This window comes from Cohnella thailandensis, assembly GCF_014212135.1.
Lineage (GTDB): Bacteria > Bacillota > Bacilli > Paenibacillales > Paenibacillaceae > Cohnella > Cohnella thailandensis.
The window spans coordinates 11,913-31,938 of sequence record NZ_JACJVQ010000011.1 but is presented as its reverse complement, the minus strand read 5'-3'; the positions used below and the strand labels follow the sequence as shown (position 1 = coordinate 31,938).

14 protein-coding genes are annotated in these 20,026 nt (G+C 54.9%); 12 read left to right on the top strand and 2 right to left on the bottom strand.

Annotated elements, in window-relative coordinates; genetic code table 11:
- The 5 genes from H7B67_RS13470 (at window position 1) to H7B67_RS13450 (ending at window position 6,985) form a co-directional block, all read left to right on the top strand.
- Window positions 1-639: an acyltransferase gene (locus H7B67_RS13470; protein ID WP_185120368.1), complete on the top strand. Its 639-nt coding sequence runs from the start codon at window positions 1-3 to the stop codon at window positions 637-639.
- A complete protein-coding gene (locus H7B67_RS13465) occupies window positions 636-1,679 on the top strand; it encodes a glycosyl hydrolase (protein WP_185120367.1) in 1,044 nt (347 codons plus the stop codon). Before H7B67_RS13470 ends, H7B67_RS13465 begins: the two co-directional genes overlap by 4 nt.
- Window positions 1,680-1,796: 117 nt before the next feature.
- The gene (locus tag H7B67_RS13460; RefSeq protein WP_185120366.1) at window positions 1,797-2,327 is read left to right on the top strand and encodes an acyltransferase; all 531 of its coding nucleotides are present in this window, start codon (window positions 1,797-1,799) and stop codon (window positions 2,325-2,327) included.
- A gap of 40 nt (window positions 2,328-2,367) precedes the next feature.
- Entirely contained in the window at window positions 2,368-3,303 is a 936-nt protein-coding gene (locus tag H7B67_RS13455; RefSeq protein WP_185120365.1) for a glycosyltransferase, read from the top strand.
- Between the two features lie 148 nt (window positions 3,304-3,451).
- Window positions 3,452-6,985, top strand: a complete 3,534-nt coding sequence (locus H7B67_RS13450) for an apiosidase-like domain-containing protein (RefSeq protein ID WP_185120364.1) — start codon at window positions 3,452-3,454, stop codon at window positions 6,983-6,985.
- 58 nt (window positions 6,986-7,043) lie between these two features.
- Here H7B67_RS13450 and H7B67_RS13445 read toward each other — a convergent pair whose 3' ends face one another.
- Window positions 7,044-8,840 (bottom strand): apiosidase-like domain-containing protein, encoded by a 1,797-nt coding sequence (locus H7B67_RS13445; RefSeq protein WP_245363585.1) that lies wholly within the window; start codon window positions 8,838-8,840, stop codon window positions 7,044-7,046.
- Window positions 8,841-9,188: 348 nt separating this feature from the next.
- Here H7B67_RS13445 and H7B67_RS13440 point away from each other — a divergent pair, with 348 nt between their 5' ends.
- From H7B67_RS13440 to H7B67_RS13410, 7 genes are all read left to right on the top strand, one after another.
- On the top strand, window positions 9,189-10,355 hold the full coding sequence (locus tag H7B67_RS13440) for an SAF domain-containing protein (RefSeq protein WP_185120363.1): 1,167 nt from the start codon (window positions 9,189-9,191) through the stop codon (window positions 10,353-10,355).
- Window positions 10,356-10,368: 13 nt separating this feature from the next.
- Window positions 10,369-11,589 (top strand): L-2-hydroxyglutarate oxidase, encoded by a 1,221-nt coding sequence (gene lhgO / locus H7B67_RS13435; protein ID WP_185120362.1) that lies wholly within the window; start codon window positions 10,369-10,371, stop codon window positions 11,587-11,589.
- On the top strand, window positions 11,576-12,145 hold the full coding sequence (rfbC, locus tag H7B67_RS13430) for a dTDP-4-dehydrorhamnose 3,5-epimerase (RefSeq protein WP_185120361.1): 570 nt from the start codon (window positions 11,576-11,578) through the stop codon (window positions 12,143-12,145). Before lhgO ends, rfbC begins: the two co-directional genes overlap by 14 nt.
- A gap of 2 nt (window positions 12,146-12,147) precedes the next feature.
- Window positions 12,148-13,179, top strand: a complete 1,032-nt coding sequence (locus tag H7B67_RS13425; protein ID WP_185120360.1) for an NAD-dependent epimerase/dehydratase family protein — start codon at window positions 12,148-12,150, stop codon at window positions 13,177-13,179.
- Window positions 13,180-13,191: 12 nt separating this feature from the next.
- Window positions 13,192-13,677: a VanZ family protein gene (locus H7B67_RS13420; RefSeq protein ID WP_185120359.1), complete on the top strand. Its 486-nt coding sequence runs from the start codon at window positions 13,192-13,194 to the stop codon at window positions 13,675-13,677.
- Window positions 13,628-14,488: a glycosyltransferase family 2 protein gene (locus H7B67_RS13415; RefSeq protein ID WP_185120358.1), complete on the top strand. Its 861-nt coding sequence runs from the start codon at window positions 13,628-13,630 to the stop codon at window positions 14,486-14,488. Before H7B67_RS13420 ends, H7B67_RS13415 begins: the two co-directional genes overlap by 50 nt.
- Window positions 14,489-14,735: 247 nt before the next feature.
- Window positions 14,736-18,572: a fibronectin type III domain-containing protein gene (locus H7B67_RS13410; protein WP_185120357.1), complete on the top strand. Its 3,837-nt coding sequence runs from the start codon at window positions 14,736-14,738 to the stop codon at window positions 18,570-18,572.
- A gap of 182 nt (window positions 18,573-18,754) precedes the next feature.
- Here the strand turns inward: H7B67_RS13410 and H7B67_RS13405 are convergent, their stop codons facing one another.
- Window positions 18,755-19,867, bottom strand: a complete 1,113-nt coding sequence (locus H7B67_RS13405; protein ID WP_185120356.1) for a nucleotidyltransferase family protein — start codon at window positions 19,865-19,867, stop codon at window positions 18,755-18,757.
- Window positions 19,868-20,026: the final 159 nt, after the last annotated feature.

The window sequence follows — 20,026 nt, the reverse complement described above, 5'->3', positions numbered from 1 at the left end:
ATGTCCGGAGGGGTAAGATTCCTTCATAAAGGACTTCGCAAGGCAAGGAACAAACTCTATACGGTCTTGTGGTACCGGCACCTATTCTACAAAGTCGGCTCCCGGTCTAGCGTAAGCCCCCCATTCTATACGGAAAACCCGGAGCTCATTCAGCTGGGGGAAAGAGTGTATATAGGCCCCTATTGCCGAATCGAAGCTTATCCCCCGGAAGGGGGAGCGGGCGCGCCGATTCTGAAAATCGGCAATCGAGTGACGATGGAGCATGGCGTGCACATCTCCTGCGTGGAATCTCTCGTCATCGAAGACGAAGTCATGATTGCCGGGAGATGCTACATAAGCGACAATAACCATTCCTTCGATCCTCTTGGACCGCCTTACATGGATCAACCGGCCGCCTCCAAGCGGACCCGGATCGGCGCCGGGGTGTGGCTTGGACAGAACGTATGCATTCTGGCCGGCGCGGATGTGGGCGAGGGTTCGGTCATCGGCGCGGGAAGCGTCGTCAAGGGACGCGTCCCGCCTTATAGTATCGCGGTGGGATCTCCGGCTCGAGTCGTACGGCGCTACTGCTTCGAGACGAAGTCTTGGATTAAAGTGGCGGATGCAGAAGTAAACGAGGCGAGGTATGCCAGGCTATGAGGATCAACCGAGCTTGGGCGATCTGCGGGGGAGCCGTCCTGGTTCTATTTCTCTTAGGCATGACCGTCCTTGCGAATTCCGCCCAAGATCGGATTCAAGCCAAGCCCGTAAACAAAAATGCCTCGGACGGCGCGCAAAAGCTGCTCCGATTGCTCTATGAGATTAACGGCCAATATACGCTGAGCGGCCAGCACGATTATCTGGAAGCTCCCGATCATTATTACAAATGGTTGAAGCAGCTTACGGGCGACTATCCGGCGGTCAAAGGATACGAGTTCGGCGGAATCACGAATCAAACCGAGAAGGAGCTCGCCGGCTTCCGGGATAAGGTAGTGAAGAACGCCATCGAGTGGAATAAATCGGGGAGCATCGTGACGATCAGCTACCACATGAACCAGCCCGGCGCCTGCTATTGCTGGAACATGATCAATAACGGGGGGATTTCCGGCGAGACGTTTCAAGAGATCATCACGCCGGGAACCGATCTCTACAAGAAGCACATCGCGGATCTCGACCGGACGGCCGTTTATCTCAAGAAGCTTCGGGATGCGGGCGTCCCGGTCCTGTGGCGGCCCTACCATGAGATGAACGGCAAGTGGTTCTGGTGGGGAGGGCAGCCCGACTTCGCCAAGCTGTGGGAGATCATGTACGAGCGATATACGAAAGTGCATAAGCTTAACAATTTGCTGTGGGTATGGAGCGCGGCAACGCTTGAGTGGGCAGACGACTTCGAGAAGTATTATGTCGGGCCGGAGCGCGCGGATGTGATCGCCATCGATATTTACGATAATAAATACGAACAGGAATACTACGACCGGCTTGTCCGGTTGGCCGAAGGCAAACCCGTCGCCTTGGGGGAGAACGGGGAATTGCCTGCCGACGAAGTGCTATCCGAAGCTCAGAACCATTACGTCTGGTTTATGACATGGTCCGAGATGATCGAGGAAAAGAACGCTCCGGACCAGGTTCAGGCGCTGTACGCTAACGACCGCGTGCTGACAAGGGATGAATTGTCTAAGATGAGGCAGTCGAGCCGGTGATGAAGAGCGAATAGGGCAAAATCCTCATTCGGGTGGCGCAGACATTGGTAACGATGGAACGTGTCATGATTGGTTTGAGTGGCTGGATGGCTCATCCGAATAGGAGGCTGTGTTCGAATGGATATAGAGATAATCAAAGATTTCATATGGGCCATACTTGTCAACAATATTGCGGCTTCCAGCCTTCTGCCGAATCGAATTCGGGCGTTTCTGTACAGGCGGCTTGGCATCCAAACGCTTACCAACGCTATCCGGTCAAGGTGCCAATTCAGAGGCACCGATATCAAGATCGGCTACGGCTCCTTTCTAAACCACTCCTGCGTCGTGGAAGACCATGTGGAGATAGGAAACAACTGCAAGATTGCCTTCGACGTTATCTTCTGCACGTCGACGCATAAGATCGGCTCTCATGAGATGAGGGGCGGCGAATCCATCTGGAAACCGATCAAGGTCGGAGACGGATGCTGGATCGGAGCGAGAGCGACCGTGCTGCCGGGAGTAACGATCGGCGACGGATGCATCATCGCCGCGGGAGCCGTCGTTTGCTCCGATTGCGAACCAGACGGGCTTTATGCCGGCGTGCCGGCAAGAAGAATCAAGGAGCTGAGGACGCAAACGGCGGAAGAGCTTATCCCGATCAGCTCCTGATCGCAGCCGCGAAATTCGATAACCAGAAAGGAATGGGATTATGGAATCGAATCGTTCGAGCCTTTCCGTATCCGTCGTGATATGCACGTATTCCCGGGCCGAGCTGCTTCGACAAACGTTGCTGTCGCTCGAGAGCGTATCCGGCATCGCGAAAGCGGAAGTAATCGTGGTCGACAACAACTCGCCGGATCATACTTCCGTGATCGTTGCCAAGTGCATCGAGCGTTTAAGAGGAAAAGTAAACTTAAAATACGTATTCGAGGCGCGACAGGGGCTGTCCGTAGCCAGAAACAGGGGGATTGCCGAATCGTCCGGTTCGATTATCGCGTTTCTCGACGACGACGCGATCCCGTCTTCCTCCTGGCTGACGAGCGTCCAGTCGGCGTTCGAACGCTATCCGGATGCGGCGGCGATCGGAGGCATTATCCACCCTAACTTCGAGACTTCCAAGCCCGATTGGCTGGTCAAGGAGCTTGAACTTGGATTTACCATCGTGAACTTAGGCGACAAGGAGCGTACGTATCCGCGCCGCTTGCATCCCTTTGGGGCTAACATGGCGATCCGCAAGGAGATCTTCAAGGAGCTCCGATTCCCCGAGGAACTGGGACGGAAGGGAAATTCGTTGTTGTCCGGAGAAGAATCGTGGCTGTTTGAGGAGATTCAAAGCCAAGGCAAGAAGCTGCTCTACATTCCCGGCATGAGTGTCGCCCATTTTATCGATGCCAGCCGCCTGAGGCCGGAATGGATTAAACGCCGCTACTATTATCAGGGGGTATCTTTGGCGGTATGGAATAATCGATTGCCGGCGCGAATCCGACTGGTCCTGTTTTTGCTGGTCAAACGGGGGTATCTTCTGATCAACTCCTTGTTCGTCCGGTCACCAGGGCAACGATTGGTACAAGAATGCAGAATGGAGAGCATCCGGGGTTCGGTGGAAACCTTGCGAAGCCGGGGCGCCATACCCGCCTATGAATAGAAACGGCGCAGCTGCGGCCGGCATCGGAAGGTTCCGATGCCGGCTTTTTTCATTTGGTCGAATATCGCGAGTTACTTATCGGAGGAACAAGATCGTAGTCCTGAATATAATATATTGTCCAAATTTTCAGGAAAGGCGGTTAGAAGGGATGACAGGACAACCACCTGTAAACGGGAATGCTTCGAGGCAATCCAAGGAACTGCTGTCCTATCTAAACGACTTGTCCGGCTCCGACCGGGGGATGCTGACGGGCCAGCATAATTGGATAGAAGAACCGAACGGCAATATCACCAGACTGGTGCTTCCCATATCCGGCGGGAAGTATCCCGCGATTTCGAGCTTCGAGCTGGGAACGATCACGGGCGTCTCCGATGCAACCGTTCTCAATTATAGAAGGGCGACCGTCAATGCGGCCATCGCTTATTGGCAGGCTGGCGGAATCGTCGCTTTCTCGTGGCATCAGCAATTCCCGTTGACGGCCAATACCTGGGCCAACGTATGGAACGATTCGAACAAGACCGAAGGCTACAAGACCCAGGCGGAGTTCGACGCCTGCATCACGCCCGGCACGGCTCCCTATAACTGGCTGCTAGCCGAGTACGATAAAGTCGCCGTTCATCTCAAGGACCTTCGGGACGCCGGCGTGCCGGTTTTGTTCAGGCCGTATCATGAGATGAACGGATACTGGTTCTGGTGGGGCAAGAAGAACAATTATAAAGCTTTATGGGAGCTAATCTATAACAGGTTAGTCGTCTACCATGGACTGAACAATCTGTTGTTCGTATGGAATTCCCATTGCCCGAGGCAATCCGACCCGTACATTGACGACTATAGGCGTTATTATCCGGGTACGGTGACGAACGGCGTCGTCGGGACGGATGGCAAGGTCGATGTTCTTACGCACGATATTTACTATAACGAATTTCTGCAAAGCCATCACGATAATCTATGGGCTTTCGGCGGCGGGAAACCGATCGGATTGTCCGAGGTCGGAGGCTTGCCCGACATGCAAACGATGAAGGCGAGCCAATACCGCTATGCGTTCTCCATCGCATGGGGCGAGCCGCATTGGACGAACGAGAACACGGACGCAAGCAGAAGGCAGTACTATGCCGACGATTACGCGATTACAAGGGAGGAGATCAACATACCTGCGGCAGATAAAAGAGTGCAAGTAAGCGGCAACGGCAGATTTCTGGTCGCCTCTGACGGCAGCCCGTTCTTCTGGCTGGGCGACACGGCTTGGGAATTGCTCCAGAGGCTGAACCGCGCCGAAGTGGAGACCTATCTCAAGAGCTGTGCCGACCAAGGCTTCAATGTCGTTCAAATCGTGGCCTTATCTCATTTCTGGGACCTCACCGTGCCGAATGCCCAAGGGGACCTTCCCCTGACGGGAGCCGATCCCGACAAGCCACTAACGACACCGGGAAGCGATCCCTCTAACGGCGCGCAATACGATTATTGGGACCATGCCGATTACGTGATCGACCTGGCGGCATCGCTCGGCCTCTACGTCGCGCTGCTCCCTACCTGGGGCAAATATATCATCGACAACAGCGGTTCCCCCTACTATCAGCCTTACAAAGGGATTTTCACGAATGCCAAGGCGTATAACTTCGGCAAGTGGATCGCAAGCCGGTACGCGAACCGAAGCAATATCGTCTGGGTTCTCGGCGGCGATCGCGCCCCGGATACCGACGCCAAGCGGCAGCTGATCCGGCAGATGGCCCAGGGGCTCGCCGACGGCGGCGGCACGCAGATCAAATCCTTCCATCCGATGGGAGGGAAGTCGTCTTCCGAATGGTTCCATAACGATGCTTGGCTGAACTTCAATATGTATCAATCGGGCCATACTTCCCAGAACTATCCGAATTACAACGTGATCGTTGCCGATTACGGAAGGACCCCCGTCAAGCCCGTGCAGGACGACGAGCCCAGATACGAGAACGCCGGAATCAACTTCGATTCCAAGAACGGCCGGTTCACTCCTTACGACGTCAGGCAAGCGGCCTATTGGTCGGTCTTCGCGGGCTCGTTCGGCCACACGTACGGTCATGGGTCCATTTGGCAAATGTGCGCGCCCGGGAGAATGGCGGACGAGAATGTCACATGGTACGACGCCCTGAACGCGCAAGGCAGAATCCAGATGAAATACGTCCGGAGACTGATCGAATCCAGGCCGTTCCTCGAGCGCGTGCCGGACCAATCCTTGGTAACGAACGCCTTAACCGGCGGAGACCATATCCGCTGCACCCGCGGCACAAGCTATGCCATGATCTACGCGCGGACTCCGTTTACGGTCAATATGGGCAAAATCTCGGGCTCGACGGTTACGGCTTACTGGTATGACCCAAGGACGGGCGCCAATACGTTGATCGGAGATTTCGCGAACACGGGAACCCGGGCGTTCACTCCGCCCTCTACCGGAGTCAATAACGATTGGGTTCTGGTTCTGGACGACAAATCGAAAGCCTACCCGCCTCCGGGAGCGGGCGAAGAGCCCGAACCGGGAGATACGACGCCTCCGACGGCACCCGGCAATCTGAGGCTGATCTCGAAGACGGCAACCTCGGTTACGTTCGGCTGGAGCGCATCGACGGACGCGAGCGGAATAAACGTTTACGACATCTATAAGGACGGAGTTTATCTCGCGTATACGCAGGACTTCGCCAATTTGCAATATACGGCCACGGGACTCGCTCCCAATACGACTTACACGTTTACGGTCAAGGCGAAAGACATGGCGCAGAACTGGGGACCGTTCAGCAGCCCGCTAGTCGTGACGACGGACGCGGATACGGGCGTCGATACGACTCCTCCGACGGCCCCTGGCAATCTGACGTTAGTGTCGAAGACGGCGAACTCGGTGACGATGAGCTGGACGGCATCGACGGATGCCAGCGGAATCGAAGTGTACGACATTTACCGGAACGGAGCTTATCTGGCGTACACGCAAGACTTCTCTAATTTGCAGTATACGGCCACGGGGCTAAGTCCGAATACGAGTTACACGTTCACGGTGAAGGCCAAGGACAAGGCGCAGAACTGGGGACCGTTCAGCAACCCGTTGGTCGTAACGACGGACGCGGATCCCGGCAAGGACACGACGCCGCCGACGGCCCCGGGCAATCTGACGTTAGTGTCGAAGACGACGAACTCGGTTACGATGAGCTGGACGGCATCGACGGATGCCAGCGGAATCGAAGTGTATGACATTTACCGGAACGGGGTTTATTTCGGATACACGCAAAATTTCAATAATCTGCAGTTTACGGCCACGGGACTAAGTCCGAATACGTCCTATACGTTTACGGTCAAGGCTAAAGATAAGGCACAGAACTGGGGACCGTTCAGCGCTCCCTTGGTCGTGACGACGGACGCGGAGCCCGGAAGGGATACGACGCCCCCAACGGCTCCCGGCAATCTGACGCTGGTCTCGAAGACGGCAACTTCGGTTACGATGAGATGGACCGCATCGACGGACGCCAGCGGGATCGAGGTCTATGACATTTACCGGAACGGAGTTTATTTCGGCTATACGCAGAACTTCTCCAATCTGCAATTCACGGCCACGGGACTCTCTCCGAATACTTCTTATACGTTTACGGTCAAAGCCAAAGACAAAGCGCAGAACTGGGGACCGTTCAGCAATCCTTTGGTGGTGAGAACCAACCCTAGGTAAGCGAGCATAGCTAAAGAAACAAGCAGCCGACGAGACTGGCTGCTTGTTCTTTGTCCGGTCACGGATTGGAGAAGCCGGCGCTTTTGTCGTCGAGGATAAGGATCCAGTCATTCCCTATTCCGCCGGAAGGCGGACGAAACTCCTGAACCCCCTCGTTCGCGTAATCCCCTATCGTCGTGCTGACTCCCGTTCGCGGGTCATACCAGCGCGCCGTTACCGTTTCGCCCGATATTTTCCCCATTCGAATCGAGAAGGCCGCGCCTCTGGGGGAATAGACCATAGCGTAATTCGTTCCTCTCGTCGCTTGGAGATGCTCCCCGCCCGATAAGGCGTCGGTCACTAACGATTGGTCCGGAACGCGCTCGAGAAACGGCCTGGATTCCATCAGCTTGCGAACGTACTGCATGTGCGATCTTCCGGGAATGTCCAGAGAATCGTACCAATAACGGGATTCGTCCGCTTTAAGCCCCGGTGCGTGCATCTGCCAGATGGCCCCATTGCCGTAGGAGTGACCGAACGAGCCCGCGAATACCGACCAATAGGCGGCTTGGCGCACGTCATAGGCAGAGAATCGGCCGTTCTCGGAACTGAAGTTGATCCCGCTGTTCTCATAGCGCGGCTCCGCGTCGATGACCGGTTTGACCGGCTGCTTGAGATAATCGGCGGCAATGACTTCGTAATTCGGATAGTCGACGGAGAGATGGCCCGATTGATACATATTAAAATCCAGCCAGTCCTCGTTCTGGAACCATTCGGAAGACGAATCTCCTCCGATCGGGTGATAAGTCATGAGCTGCGCGCCGCCGCCGTCTTCGATCCCCTGGGCCATCTGCCGGATCAGCTGCCGCTTGGCGTCGGTATCCGGAGAGCGGTCGCCGCCGAGAACCCAGACGATGTTGCTGCGGTTCGCGTACCGGCTTCCGATCCACTTGCCGAAAGCGTACGATTTGGCGTTGTCGAAGAGGCCTTCGTACGGTTGGTTGTGCGGAGGGGCGCTGTTGTCGATGATATATTTGCCCCAAGTAGGCAGCAGCGCAACATAGATCCCGAGAGAGGCCGCCGTGTCGATCACGTAATCGGCATGATCCCAGTAATCGTACTGCTCTTCGTCGGAGGGATCGTTCCCCGTTGTCGTGAGGGGCTTGTCCGGATCCGTTCCCGCCAGCGGCAGGTCCCCGAGGGCGTTCGGCACGCCGAGATCCCAGAAATGCGTCAGCGCCGTGACTTGGACGACGTTGAAGCCTTGCTCGGCAACGCTCTTGAGATAGGTCTCCACTTCGGAGCGGTTCAATCTTTGAATCAATTCCCAGGCCGTGTCGGCCAGCCAGAAGAAGGGCTTGCCGTCGGAGGTCACAAGATACCGACCGTTGGCGCTAACCTGAAGTGGAAGAGGCTGCGCGGCAGGATTCGATGACGACGGCCACTTGACGATCGTTTCATTATTATGAACGGATACGGTGCTTGCGGTCAGATCGGCCCACATTCGAAGCGGGACCATGAGCGATCCGCTCCTCGTCAGGGTATTGATCGACCACGTTCTCGCGACGCCGTTCACCATTACGCGGTTGCTGTCCGCCTTGAATATCAGTTTGGTCGACGCGGATTCGGCGATCGATTCTTTCGTGGCCGCGTTGTAGGAGAGCTTGAATCCGAAGGGCTGCGCGATGCCGTTCAGCGCGACATAGGGCGTTCCCCCTACGATTTGATAGGGCTGCGAGGCAACGACTCGCTTGTCGTTATGCAGCATCTCCTTCTTGTTCTTCGTAAGGACAAGCATATTGGCAAGATTATCCGACGCATGAGTGGTTGTCAGAGACCCGTTAACCGGGCAAACGATAAGCGCAATAATCAGCAAGACAAAGACCGCTCGATTGCTTCTCAGCTCCTTACACTCCCTTCGCCGTTTAACAGCTTCTCCCCAAGATTTATTCCCCTCTTCAAGAAATTCAACCTTATATTAGAGAGCTGCATTATTTATGAGACGTATTGTATCATATTTTGATGCGGAATGAAAAGGAAGGGGAGGGATATGCGTTTAGTTACGAATTGTATTATTTATGAGGGCTAAGGAATAGGGATTATTGTTGCGGGAATGGGGTTTTGAACCAAAAAAGCTATTGACATGACACGAATTGTATCGTACTGTAATAATCGAGCAAATGATACAAATAGTATCATAAATTGTTATTGAGGGGATGCACTAATGGCGAATGTAAAACGAATTGGCGTAGTCGGCACCGGGCTTATCGGTCGTGGATTGATCATGGCATTGGAGAACGATCCTGATTTTGTTATTTCCCGCATCCTGACCAGGCGAGATATCCAAACGATGCAAGGGTTTCCCAGCTTCGAGCTGCTGACGAACAGCGCAGACAAGCTGATCGAGAGCTCCGATTTGATCGTCGAGTGCAGCGGCGACGTGCTGTACGGAACCGACGTCATCGATAAAGCGATAAATGCTTCTATTCCGGTCGTTACGATGAATTCCGAGCTCCAGGTGACGACGGGCTCCTATTTCGCGCGTCGAGGCCTCATTACCGAAGCGGAAGGAGACCAGCCGGGTTGCTTGGCCGCTTTGCACGAGAACGTCAAGCAAATGGGCTTCAAGCCTTTGGTATACGGGAACGTGAAGGGCTTCCTCAAGCTGGACCCGACCGAAGAAGAAATGGAATATTGGTCGAAGCGGAACGGCACGAGCCTGGAGATGACGACTTCGTTCACGGATGGAACGAAAGTGCAGATCGAGCAGGTGTTCGTCGCGAACGGCCTCGGAGCGGGCATCGCGGAGGACGGCTTGCTCGGGGTCCTGTCCGACGACGCCCATTCCGGCGGGGTACAGCTTGCGGACAAGGCCCGGGAGCTGGGCTATCCGGTCAGCGACTACATCCTCTCGCCGAAGACGCCGCCCGGCGTATTCATCACGGCCGAGATCGACGAACGGCACAAAGACGCGCTTCGCTACTACAAGATGGGCGAAGGACCTTATTACACGCTTCTCGTGAACTATCATCTGTGCCATCTGGAAATTCTGAAGACGATCCGCAGAGTCCTGAGCGGCGGAGGGGTTCTTCTCAACAACGGCACTCATCCCCGGATCAGCGCCGCGGCGGTCGCCAAGCAGGATCTCTATCCCGGTCACGAGATCAAACGCGGCATCGGCAGCTTCGAGGTTAGGGGAATCGCCGTCGAGATCGGCAGACACGCCGAGCATGTGCCGATCGGACTGCTGTCGGATGCGGTGATCACCCGGCCGGTACGCGAAGGCCAAATCCTCACCTTCGACGATGTGGAGATTCCCAATAGCTTAGCGCTTCGGGCATGGCTGGAGATCAAGGAAAGCGTATTGCATCCGTCCGTAGAGATAGCTTAAAGGAGCGGCTTATATGCGATATGTCGATTATCTCATCGTCGGCGGGGGCATCATCGGACTCACGATCGCCAGGGAGCTGAGACGGAGGTTTCCCGAACGGAAGATAGCCATCATCGAGAAAGAGGCCGACGTCGCCCAACACAGCAGCGGCAGAAACAGCGGCGTCCTGCACGCGGGCTTCTATTATTCGGCCGACAGCCTCAAGGCGAAGTTTACCCGAGAGGGCAATCAAGCCATGACGCGATATTGCGAAGAGAACGGCCTGAAGATCAACAAATGCGGGAAGATCGTCGTCGCTACCAGCGAGGAGGAGCTGCAGGGCCTGTATGAGCTGAAGAGACGGGCGGACCGCAACGGGGTCGATCTTCGCTGGCTGAACGAGAACGAGCTTCACCTCATCGATCCGAACGTCAAAACGTTCAAGAAGGCTCTATATTCTCCGACGACGTCCACGGTCGACCCCGTGGAAGTATGCGCCAAGCTCAAGGAAGAAATCACCGCGAGCGGGGTGGAGATCTTCTTTAACTGTCCGTACAAAAGCCAGAAAGACGGCCGGGTCCATGCCGGCGACGAAGTGTTCGAATGTGCATACTTTATCAACGCGGCAGGGTTGTATGCGGACAAAATCGCGCACGAGGCCGGCTTCGGCTTGGCGTACACGATCATTCCGTTCAAGGGGATCTATTTGAAATACGCCAAAAACAAAACGGATCTCCAAACGAACGTCTATCCGGTGCCTAATTTGAAGAACCCCTTCCTGGGAGTCCATTTTACCAAAACGGTGGACGGCAGCATCAAGATCGGGCCGACCGCCATTCCCGCCTTCTGGCGCGAGAATTACAAGGGGTTGTCCAATTTCAAGCTCGGCGAATTTCTGTCCGTCCTCAAGTTCGAAATGAAGCTGTTCTTCACGAATGCCTTCAACTTCAGAACCTTGGCCTTCGAGGAGATGAGAAAGTACGTCAAGAGTCACTTTATCGGCTTGTCCTTGAAGATGGTCAAGAAGATCGACAGCGAAGGCTTCGGCGATTTTATGAGACCGGGCATTCGCGCCCAGCTTCTGAACAAGGAGACGCTCGAGCTTCTGCAGGACTTCGTCATCGAAGGGGACCATCGTTCGATGCATATTTTAAACGCGGTTTCGCCGGCATTCACTTGTTCGTTTCCGTTTGCCCAATACGTGGTGGATGCCATCCGCGAGAAACAGGGAGGTCAAAAAGTTGAAGCTGGTTGAGACGAAAATCAAAGACGTGTTCATCGTCGAGCCGGACGTGTTCGGCGACCATCGGGGATTTTTCATGGAAAGCTACAACAAGAAGAAATTCGAAGAGCTGGGGCTGACATTCGATCTGATTCAGGATAATCATTCTCTGTCTGCCCAGGTCGGCGTCATTCGCGGCCTTCACTTTCAGAACCACCCCAAAGCCCAAACGAAAATCGTAAGGGTGCTTACGGGAGCCATCTACGACGTCGCCGTGGACTTGAGAAAAGGCTCTCCTACGTTCGGCGAATGGGTCGGAGTCGAGCTCTCAGAGGACAACAAGCTTCAGCTTGTCGTCCCCAAAGGCTTCGCCCATGGGTTCTGCACCTTAAAGCCGAATACTCAGGTTCTCTATAAAGTGGATGAATATTACTCGCAAGAGCACGACAGCGGCATTCTGTGGAACGATCCGGACCTCGGCATCGATTGGCCGACGACGGACCCGATTCTATCGGAGAAGGACCGCAAGCAACCTTCATTCAAGGACTATGTCAAACAGCTTGAAACCGAATATACGGAGGCAGGATAAACATGGCGAAGACTGTATTAGTTACCGGAGCAGGCGGATATATCGGCAGCGTGCTGGTTCCTAAGCTGCTGAATAAAGGCTATCACGTGAAGGCGATCGACCGGTTTTTCTTCGGAACCGATAAGTTGTCCTCGCACGGCAACCTGACCTTGATCAAAGAAGACTGCAGAAGGTTGACGGAGGAGCACTTCGAAGACGTGGATGCCGTCATCGACCTGGTCGCGATATCGAACGATCCGAGCGGGGAATTGTTCCAGGAGGCTACCTATCAGATCAACCACCTTGCCCGGGCCAATTGCGCCAGGCTCGCGAAGCAAGCCGGCGTAAGGCGGTACATTCTCCCTTCCTCCTGCAGCATTTACGGCTTCCAGGACAACGGAGTCATCGTCGACGAGCTGTCGCCGACCAATCCGCTGACGACCTACGCCAAAGCGAACGAGCAGGCGGAGCGCGACATCCTTCCTCTTGCCGATGCTACCTTCACGGCTGTCGTGATCAGGCAGGCGACCGTATACGGATATTCGCCAAGAATGAGGTTCGATCTGGCGATCAACGGGATGACGCTCGGAGCATGGGAGAAGGGCGATATCCCTCTCATGAGAGACGGGACGCAGTGGAGACCGATGGTGCACGTGCAGGATACGACGGACGTCATGTGCCTGCTGCTGGAAGCCGAGGAGACGGCGATCAACGGCCAAATTTTCAATGTCGGCTCCGACCGGAACAATTATCAATTGGGACAATTGGCGGAAGAGATCGCCGAAGCGCTTCCCATCGACGTGACCATCTCGTGGTATGGCGATCCGGATCATCGCTCTTACCGGGTCAACTTCGAGAAGATCGAGAAGACGCTGAACTGGAAGGCAAAATGGACGGCGGCGGACGGGGCGCTCGAAATCTACGACAAGCTCGTCACCGGCGGGCTCGTCAAGAACGAACAAACCATCACGCTGGGCTGGTACCAAGAGCTGTCGAAGTGGCATAAGATCATTAAGGAATGCGAGATGTACGGTGGCATCATCTCCGTCGGATAACCCCCCCGTTTCATGAAAAGAAAGATTTGGGTTATGATCCCTATCCTGTGGTGTGGAATCATATTCTACTTCACGCAATCGCCTTTATTTACATCCGCAAGCACCGACGGTAAAATCGCGGCCTTCTTCGGGATCTCCGACGGGCAAGTCGTTAACGCGCTTAACTACTTGTCGAGGAAGAGCGCGCATTTCCTCCTGTTCGCGTTGCTTGCGGTCTTTATTAAATCCATGCTGAACGAAGCCAAGCGGTCCTATTGGTTGGCATGGATCGGCGCTTCGGCCTACGGAGTGACGGATGAGCTTCATCAAGTATTCGTTGAAGGAAGAGGACCCTCTATCCTGGATGCGGGGATCGATTCGGCGGGAGCCGGCGTCGCGCTCCTCATCTATTACGCTGCCGCTCGAAAGCTACGAAATTGGAAAAGCAAAGAAGGAAGGCGCATCGAATATGGCGAAACGGGAGAAAAACCTCGTAAGCGTGGTCATTCCCATCTATAACGGGGAGAGGTACATCGAGGAGACGCTTCGCAGCGCGTTAAACCAGACCCATGCCGATCTTGAAGTGATATGCATCATCGACGGCACCAAGGACGCTTCCGCAAGCATTATCGAGAAAATGAAAGATCCAAGAGTGAGCATTCTGGAGCAGGAGAACAGGGGAGCGACGTTTACCCGCAATCGCGGATTGTCGCTTGCGACCGGCGAGTATATTTTATTTCTGGATCAAGACGACGTGATCGAACCCGACTTCATCGAGTCGGCCGTGCGGGAGATCGTCCGTACGGGAAGCACGGGAGTGGCGGTGAACGGCTACCGGATCGATGCCAAAGGGCGCGTGATTCGCCGCATGTACCGGATCAACAAACCGAAATTAACGCTGAAGTCGCTGCTTAAAGGCAACCAGCTGTGCACTTCCTCCCAGGTGCTGTTAAAACGCGACTCGCTTGCCGCTATCGGGGGGTTCGACGTGTCCGCGGATCAAGCCGACGATTGGGACATGTGGCTCCGCCACGCCCGCGGCGGCAAGCTCGTCTTCCTTGACCGGTACCTCTTGAGCTATCGGCTGCATGACGCCAACCAATCCCGGAACGTAGACAAGATGCTGAAGAGCGAGCTGCATATCGCCGAGAAGAAATTGGCGGATATCGGCAATCCGGATCGAATCAAAAGCTATAGCTATATGCGGTATGCCAAAGGCTCGGGCAATTGGGGCGCTCTGGCCAAGGCAGTGCGGCTGAACACTTGGCTCATGCTTCAGCCGCGTTTCTACGTGACTGCCTGCCAAGTGGCCTTGAACAGACAAAAATAACGAGCATGGGCAGGGCGGACATATCCGAATCGGGTCAGCCAGAGATTTCTGGTTGACCTTTATTAATGAATTCTAATGATTATCCTTTTTATTTCGACATGATGATACCAAACGTTACAAAATAACATTATTTACCGAAATGCGAGCGTGATGATACAATCAGTAACATAAATTCCTCCCAAAGCCGCCTCCTGTTGCCGCATCTTTGACGATTTAGGGAGAATAGGAAAAATGAAGGGAGATATCAATGAAGCTTGCAGCCAGATGGTGTCTAATCGTCGTTCTATTCTTTTCGTTCGTTCCCGCGAATTACCTAAAGGCTTCTACCGTTGAGGGCAAACCCGAAGAGTACGATGTCAATTTGTTAGGCAACGGCACGTTCGAAGAGGCTCCGGAGCCTCCGAGAACGATCGCTTCTTGGGAAAAATGGCCTTCGACCGACGATATCGAAGTCGTCGATTCGCCAACCGAGCCGGGGAACCGCGTGTTGAAAATCCATGCGGACCAAATTCCGGTGCAATGGGGAGTGGCGGAAGCCCATCAAGTGGTCGAAGCCAAGCCCAATCAACCTTTCCAGCTGGCAACCGACGTATTCTTCGAATCGACCGATGCGACGCTGCCTACTCTGGTTACCGTGCGGATCGATTTCTATGATGAGAAATTCGACGTTGTCGATCTGAATTACGAGGAAGCGTATATCGCCCATTTTAGCAAAAACATTTATCAACCGAACGGCGATTTTGAAACGGTGCTCCTTAACGGAATCGCTCCGGAAGGCACTCGTTATGCCAAGGTTGAGCTTGACATCAAGGCTTATGAAGCGAATGCCAAAGGAACGGCTTACTTTGACAATGTTAAGTTATCCTATCAATGGGCTCCGACCCATCTTAGAAAGACGGCCCAAACGGATACTTCCGTCAGCCTCGAATGGGACAAGCCTCTTTACGGAGACGGATACGCCTATGAGGTGTACCGGGTGAACGAAACCGGCGACGGAAAGGGCGACGAGAAAATTGCCGAGACGAAGAGCACTTCCTACACATGGAAGGAATTGTACTCTCCGACAAACCTTAAGGACGCGGTATTGGCCTATTCCTTCTATGTCGTCGCCAAGCCGGACGGAAGCTCCTCTCCGGTCTCCCAGCCTAGCAACACGCTGCGCATTGCGACTCAGAAGCCCGCGAATACGATATCGATTATGCCGGTGGGGGATTCCCTTACGCTAGGATATCCTATCCCCCCGGGGTACCGGGGACCTCTCTGGGAGCTGCTGCAGGCTGAAAGCTCGGATGTGCTGTTCGTCGGTTCCGTGAAGGATAACGAGGCGGACAAGGCCGGTTTCGATCCGGATCATGAAGGCCACCCCGGATATACGACGGAACAAATCGCCGAGGTGGTGGACAGCCAAGTACCCGTGTATGCCCCCGATTACGTTCTTCTCATGGCCGGAACGAACTATATGATGCATTACAGCAACCAGGCCGGGCATATGAAGGGGATGATCGAACGGATTACGGACAGCCTTCCGGATACCTATGTCATCACGGCGGCCATCCCCGACATTTATCTGTTCGATAATACGCTTATTCCTCTCGTTAGACAGTACAACGAAGAACTAAAAGAAGTGGTTCGGGAACTGCGGGAAGAAGGCAAGAAAGTCGGAATCGTCGACATGAATTCCATGGTCACCAGCCAATATTACCAGGATCCCGGCAACGACGACATTCATCCGAACGCGGATGGCTACAAGGTCATGGCGGAGGTATGGTATGACGCGATCGACGCGGTCATAAACACGGGCGATGTGGCCGGAGGCATTCCGACGAAGCCCGTCTTGAACGAGCCGGTGCTGAGCGAGGATCATAGCGCCGTCGAATTGTCCTGGCAAGAAGCGAGCGACAATATCGGCGTCGACCGCTATAAGATCTACGTGAACGACGTCGAGAAGGCGAGCGTTACCGGCGCAACCTACGGCGTCGTAACCAATCTTGCGCCTTCGACTACCTATTATTTCTCCGTTGCGGCAGTCGACAAGGCCGGCAACCAATCCGTTAGCGACAAGGTTAGGATAGATACACCGGCCGCTATCGACTTGAGTCCTCCTTCTACGCCTGCCGGGCTGACTGCATCCGACATTACGCACAACGGGGTTACCCTATCGTGGACTTCCTCCGCCGATGACGTCGGGATTCGCGAATATCGGATCGGGTATGGCGATTCTGCCGTCAGCGTAACGAATGTCGTATACGACAGCGATAATCGAATCCGCTACGAGTTGACCGGTTTATCGCCGGAGACCCCGTACGAATTCAACGTGAAAGCCATCGATCACGCCGGGAACGCGTCGGAAGCCAGCGAACCGGTCTCGATCGAGACCATGGCGGCGCCGCCATCCGGCCTGCGCGTCGAGGCCAAAACGACGACCGGCGTCACCCTGACTTGGAACGAGGCAACGGACAAGGACGGAATCGCCGAATACCGCATCTATAGGCAAGATTCGCCGGTCGTGACGACGGATCGAACCTCCTACTCGTTTGAAGGCTTAACGCCGGGACAAACGTATTCCTTCCAGGTTACGGCGGTGGACACGAAGCAGAATGAAACGCTCAAGTCAGGTTCGCTTGACGTGAAGATGGAGCTTCAGGCGCCGTTAGGCTTGAACATGACCCAAAATACGCTTCGCTCGATCGACATTCAGTGGCCGCCGGTTGGCGGGGCTACCGGATACCATGTGTACCTCGATGGGAAGCGCGTGGCGACGACAACCGATACGGCTTATCATGCCGAAGGCTTGACTCCGGACACCAAGTATTCCTTTGCCGTACAATCCATATTCGGAGAAGGGCTTGAATCCGAGATCGGCGCCGCGATCGAATTCAGTACCGGGAAAATACCGGATTCGCCTCCGCCAGGAGGCGGAGGTGGAGGCGGAGGTGGCGGAGCTGCTCCTTCTCCAAGCGAATCGGCGGCGAAATACGAAACGACGGATAAAGGCATTAAATTGACATTGGTGCCGGATGCCGAGGAGGCTTTGAAGTCGCTGAACGGAACGGAAACTCGTTTGGCGTTCGACATTCCGTCCGACAAGCCGTTCGACCTGCTGGAATTCGGGTTGGATGGAGCGGTTTGGAAGCTGGCGGCCGAGAAGCAGAAGCCGATCGTCATTCGAATGGGAGGCTTTGCGGTAGAGCTTTCTCCGGGTTGGCTGAAAGTCGAAGAGAAAGACAAGCTGACGTTCACGATCGCCAAGAGATCTCTGGACCGGGATAACGTCTCTTCCGGTCAATCGCTCAAACCTATTTCGAATGCCTTTGCTATTACGGTTCAGCGGAACGGAGTGCAGGTCGCCGAATTGGCCAAGCCGGCCCGCTTAAGCCTACCGACAACGGAAAAGCCGGATGCGGATCTCTCGGGCGTCTATCTGTTGGACGAAACGAAGGGTACCTGGATCTATCTCGGAGGAACGGTCGATGCCGGAGCCCTGAAGCTCGAGATGTCGCATTTCTCGGAAGTTGCCGTCTTAACCTCCGTTAAGACTTTCGAGGACATCGCGAGCCACTGGGCGAGGAAGGAGATCGAGTCTCTAGCCGCCAGACAAATCGTAACGGGGGTGACGAGCGACCGATTCGATCCGGCGGGAGAAGTCACTCGGGCCGAATTCGCGGTCATGCTCGCCAGGGCGCTCAAACTGGATGCCGCGAACGAGCAGCTTCCGTTCGAGGACCTCCATGAAGACGACTGGTACTATGACGCCATCGCGGCGGCGTACCGGGCCGGATGGATACAGGGAGTCGGCGGCAACCGTTTGGCTCCGGCAGACCGCATTACGCGCGAAGAGATGGCGGTACTGATCGAGAAAGCGTACGCGTACGCCAAGGGCGGTACCGCAGGCTCGAATGAGCTTATCGAAGAGTTGCCGTTCCGCGATTCGGCCGAGGTCAGCGAATGGGCGGCCGAGTCTGTCCGCCTCGCAACCTCGCAAGGTCTGATCCAGGGCATCGACGGCAGCTTCAAGCCTAAGCTCTATGCCGATCGGGCGCAAGCGGCGGTCATGATCGGCCGGCTGCTTAAATCGACGGACTGAGCAACGCTATCGAATAAAGGAAAAGGGGCTGTCCCATAAGTCGTCGAAATTGACTTAGGGACGGCCCCTGATCTTTTGGCGGCGGCTTCTGCTTCGATGCTTGCCGAAGAGATAGTCCCGTCTGCGACCATCTCCTCCTCGAACACACCATTCTGAAGACGAGATTCTTTCCATACAATAGGTTAGCTCTGCGCTCCTCCGAACAGCTTTCGGAGCCGCTGCTTATAGAGGCGGTAATACATCGCGGGAAGCGAGCCCGCGGGTCCGGCTTCGTCCATGCTGTAACGGGCCAGTCCCCGGGAAGGGAATACCGCTTGCGCCAGGTAGGCGAAACGATAGCGCCAAGAATCCATCGCGGCAAGCATAAAGAGCTGCTTGTTTAGGGCGCGATTAGGGGGAGGCCCGTCCGGATCGGGCGGATTCAGCACGTAAGCCGGCTTCCAGAACCGAACCTTCGGATGGAAGGGAAGCTTATGCTGCTTATGCAGCTCCGGAAATAAGCTATATAGGATGGATAATGCCGCCGCGACCCTTTTCCGCGTTCCATCCGAACGAGCCTGCCGCCAGACTTCTTCCAGATCTATTTTCTCGCGTTGACCATTCAGGAGATGATAAAGATCCAGCACATACCTCAGGGAGTCCATCCGATGGCTGGCGCCGTGCAAGCATAAGGAATAAAACGTATAAGTCGTTCCCAGAATCCGGGCATGCCGATAGCCGGGAAGCCGCTCCGAGGTTTCCCACGAAGCCTCCATCCTCATGCGGGAGGTTCGATCGGGAGCCAAACTCCAATGCAGCTCGACGGTTAAGGCGCCGGGCATGCTTGGAATCTTCTTCACCCATTCCAGGTGGTAATGCTCCGGATTCTCCTCCAGGGGAGTCGAGAAGCCGGCATTCCCAACGCAGGCGATGGCCTCCTTCATCTGATCGGGCTTGATCAGCAGGTCGATGTCCGAAGTGCCGCGGCCGGCAAAATGACCGAAAAACCGTTCGGCCATAACGGTTCCCTTAAGCGGAATAGCCGCTATGCCATTTCGGTCGAATTCGCGAAGAAGCAGATCCGTTTCGCGCTTCACGAGGTAATTTTGCACGAAACAGGCCTGATACAGCTCGGCAAGCCGATCGCGGAAAAACGGGGGAACCTGCGCCAATCGTTCGCCGGATTTCAGAAGAGTGTAAGCCTGGGCTCCGATCGCGGACCGTTCGATAACCGTTAGAAGCTGCCGATACTCCTCCTCCGAATGATCGAAGGGGAACCCAGGGTCATAAAGGGATTGCAAAAAGCGGACGATCATCGACTTCCCAACTCCTTAAATGGGACTATCTACACACACTTTAAGATACAAATTGTATCATGTCAAGACAAGTTCGACACCGATCGTAACAAAATGCTTGACATGATACTAAATGTATCATAGATTAGATTTAGTTAGATACGAAACGTTTCGATCAAA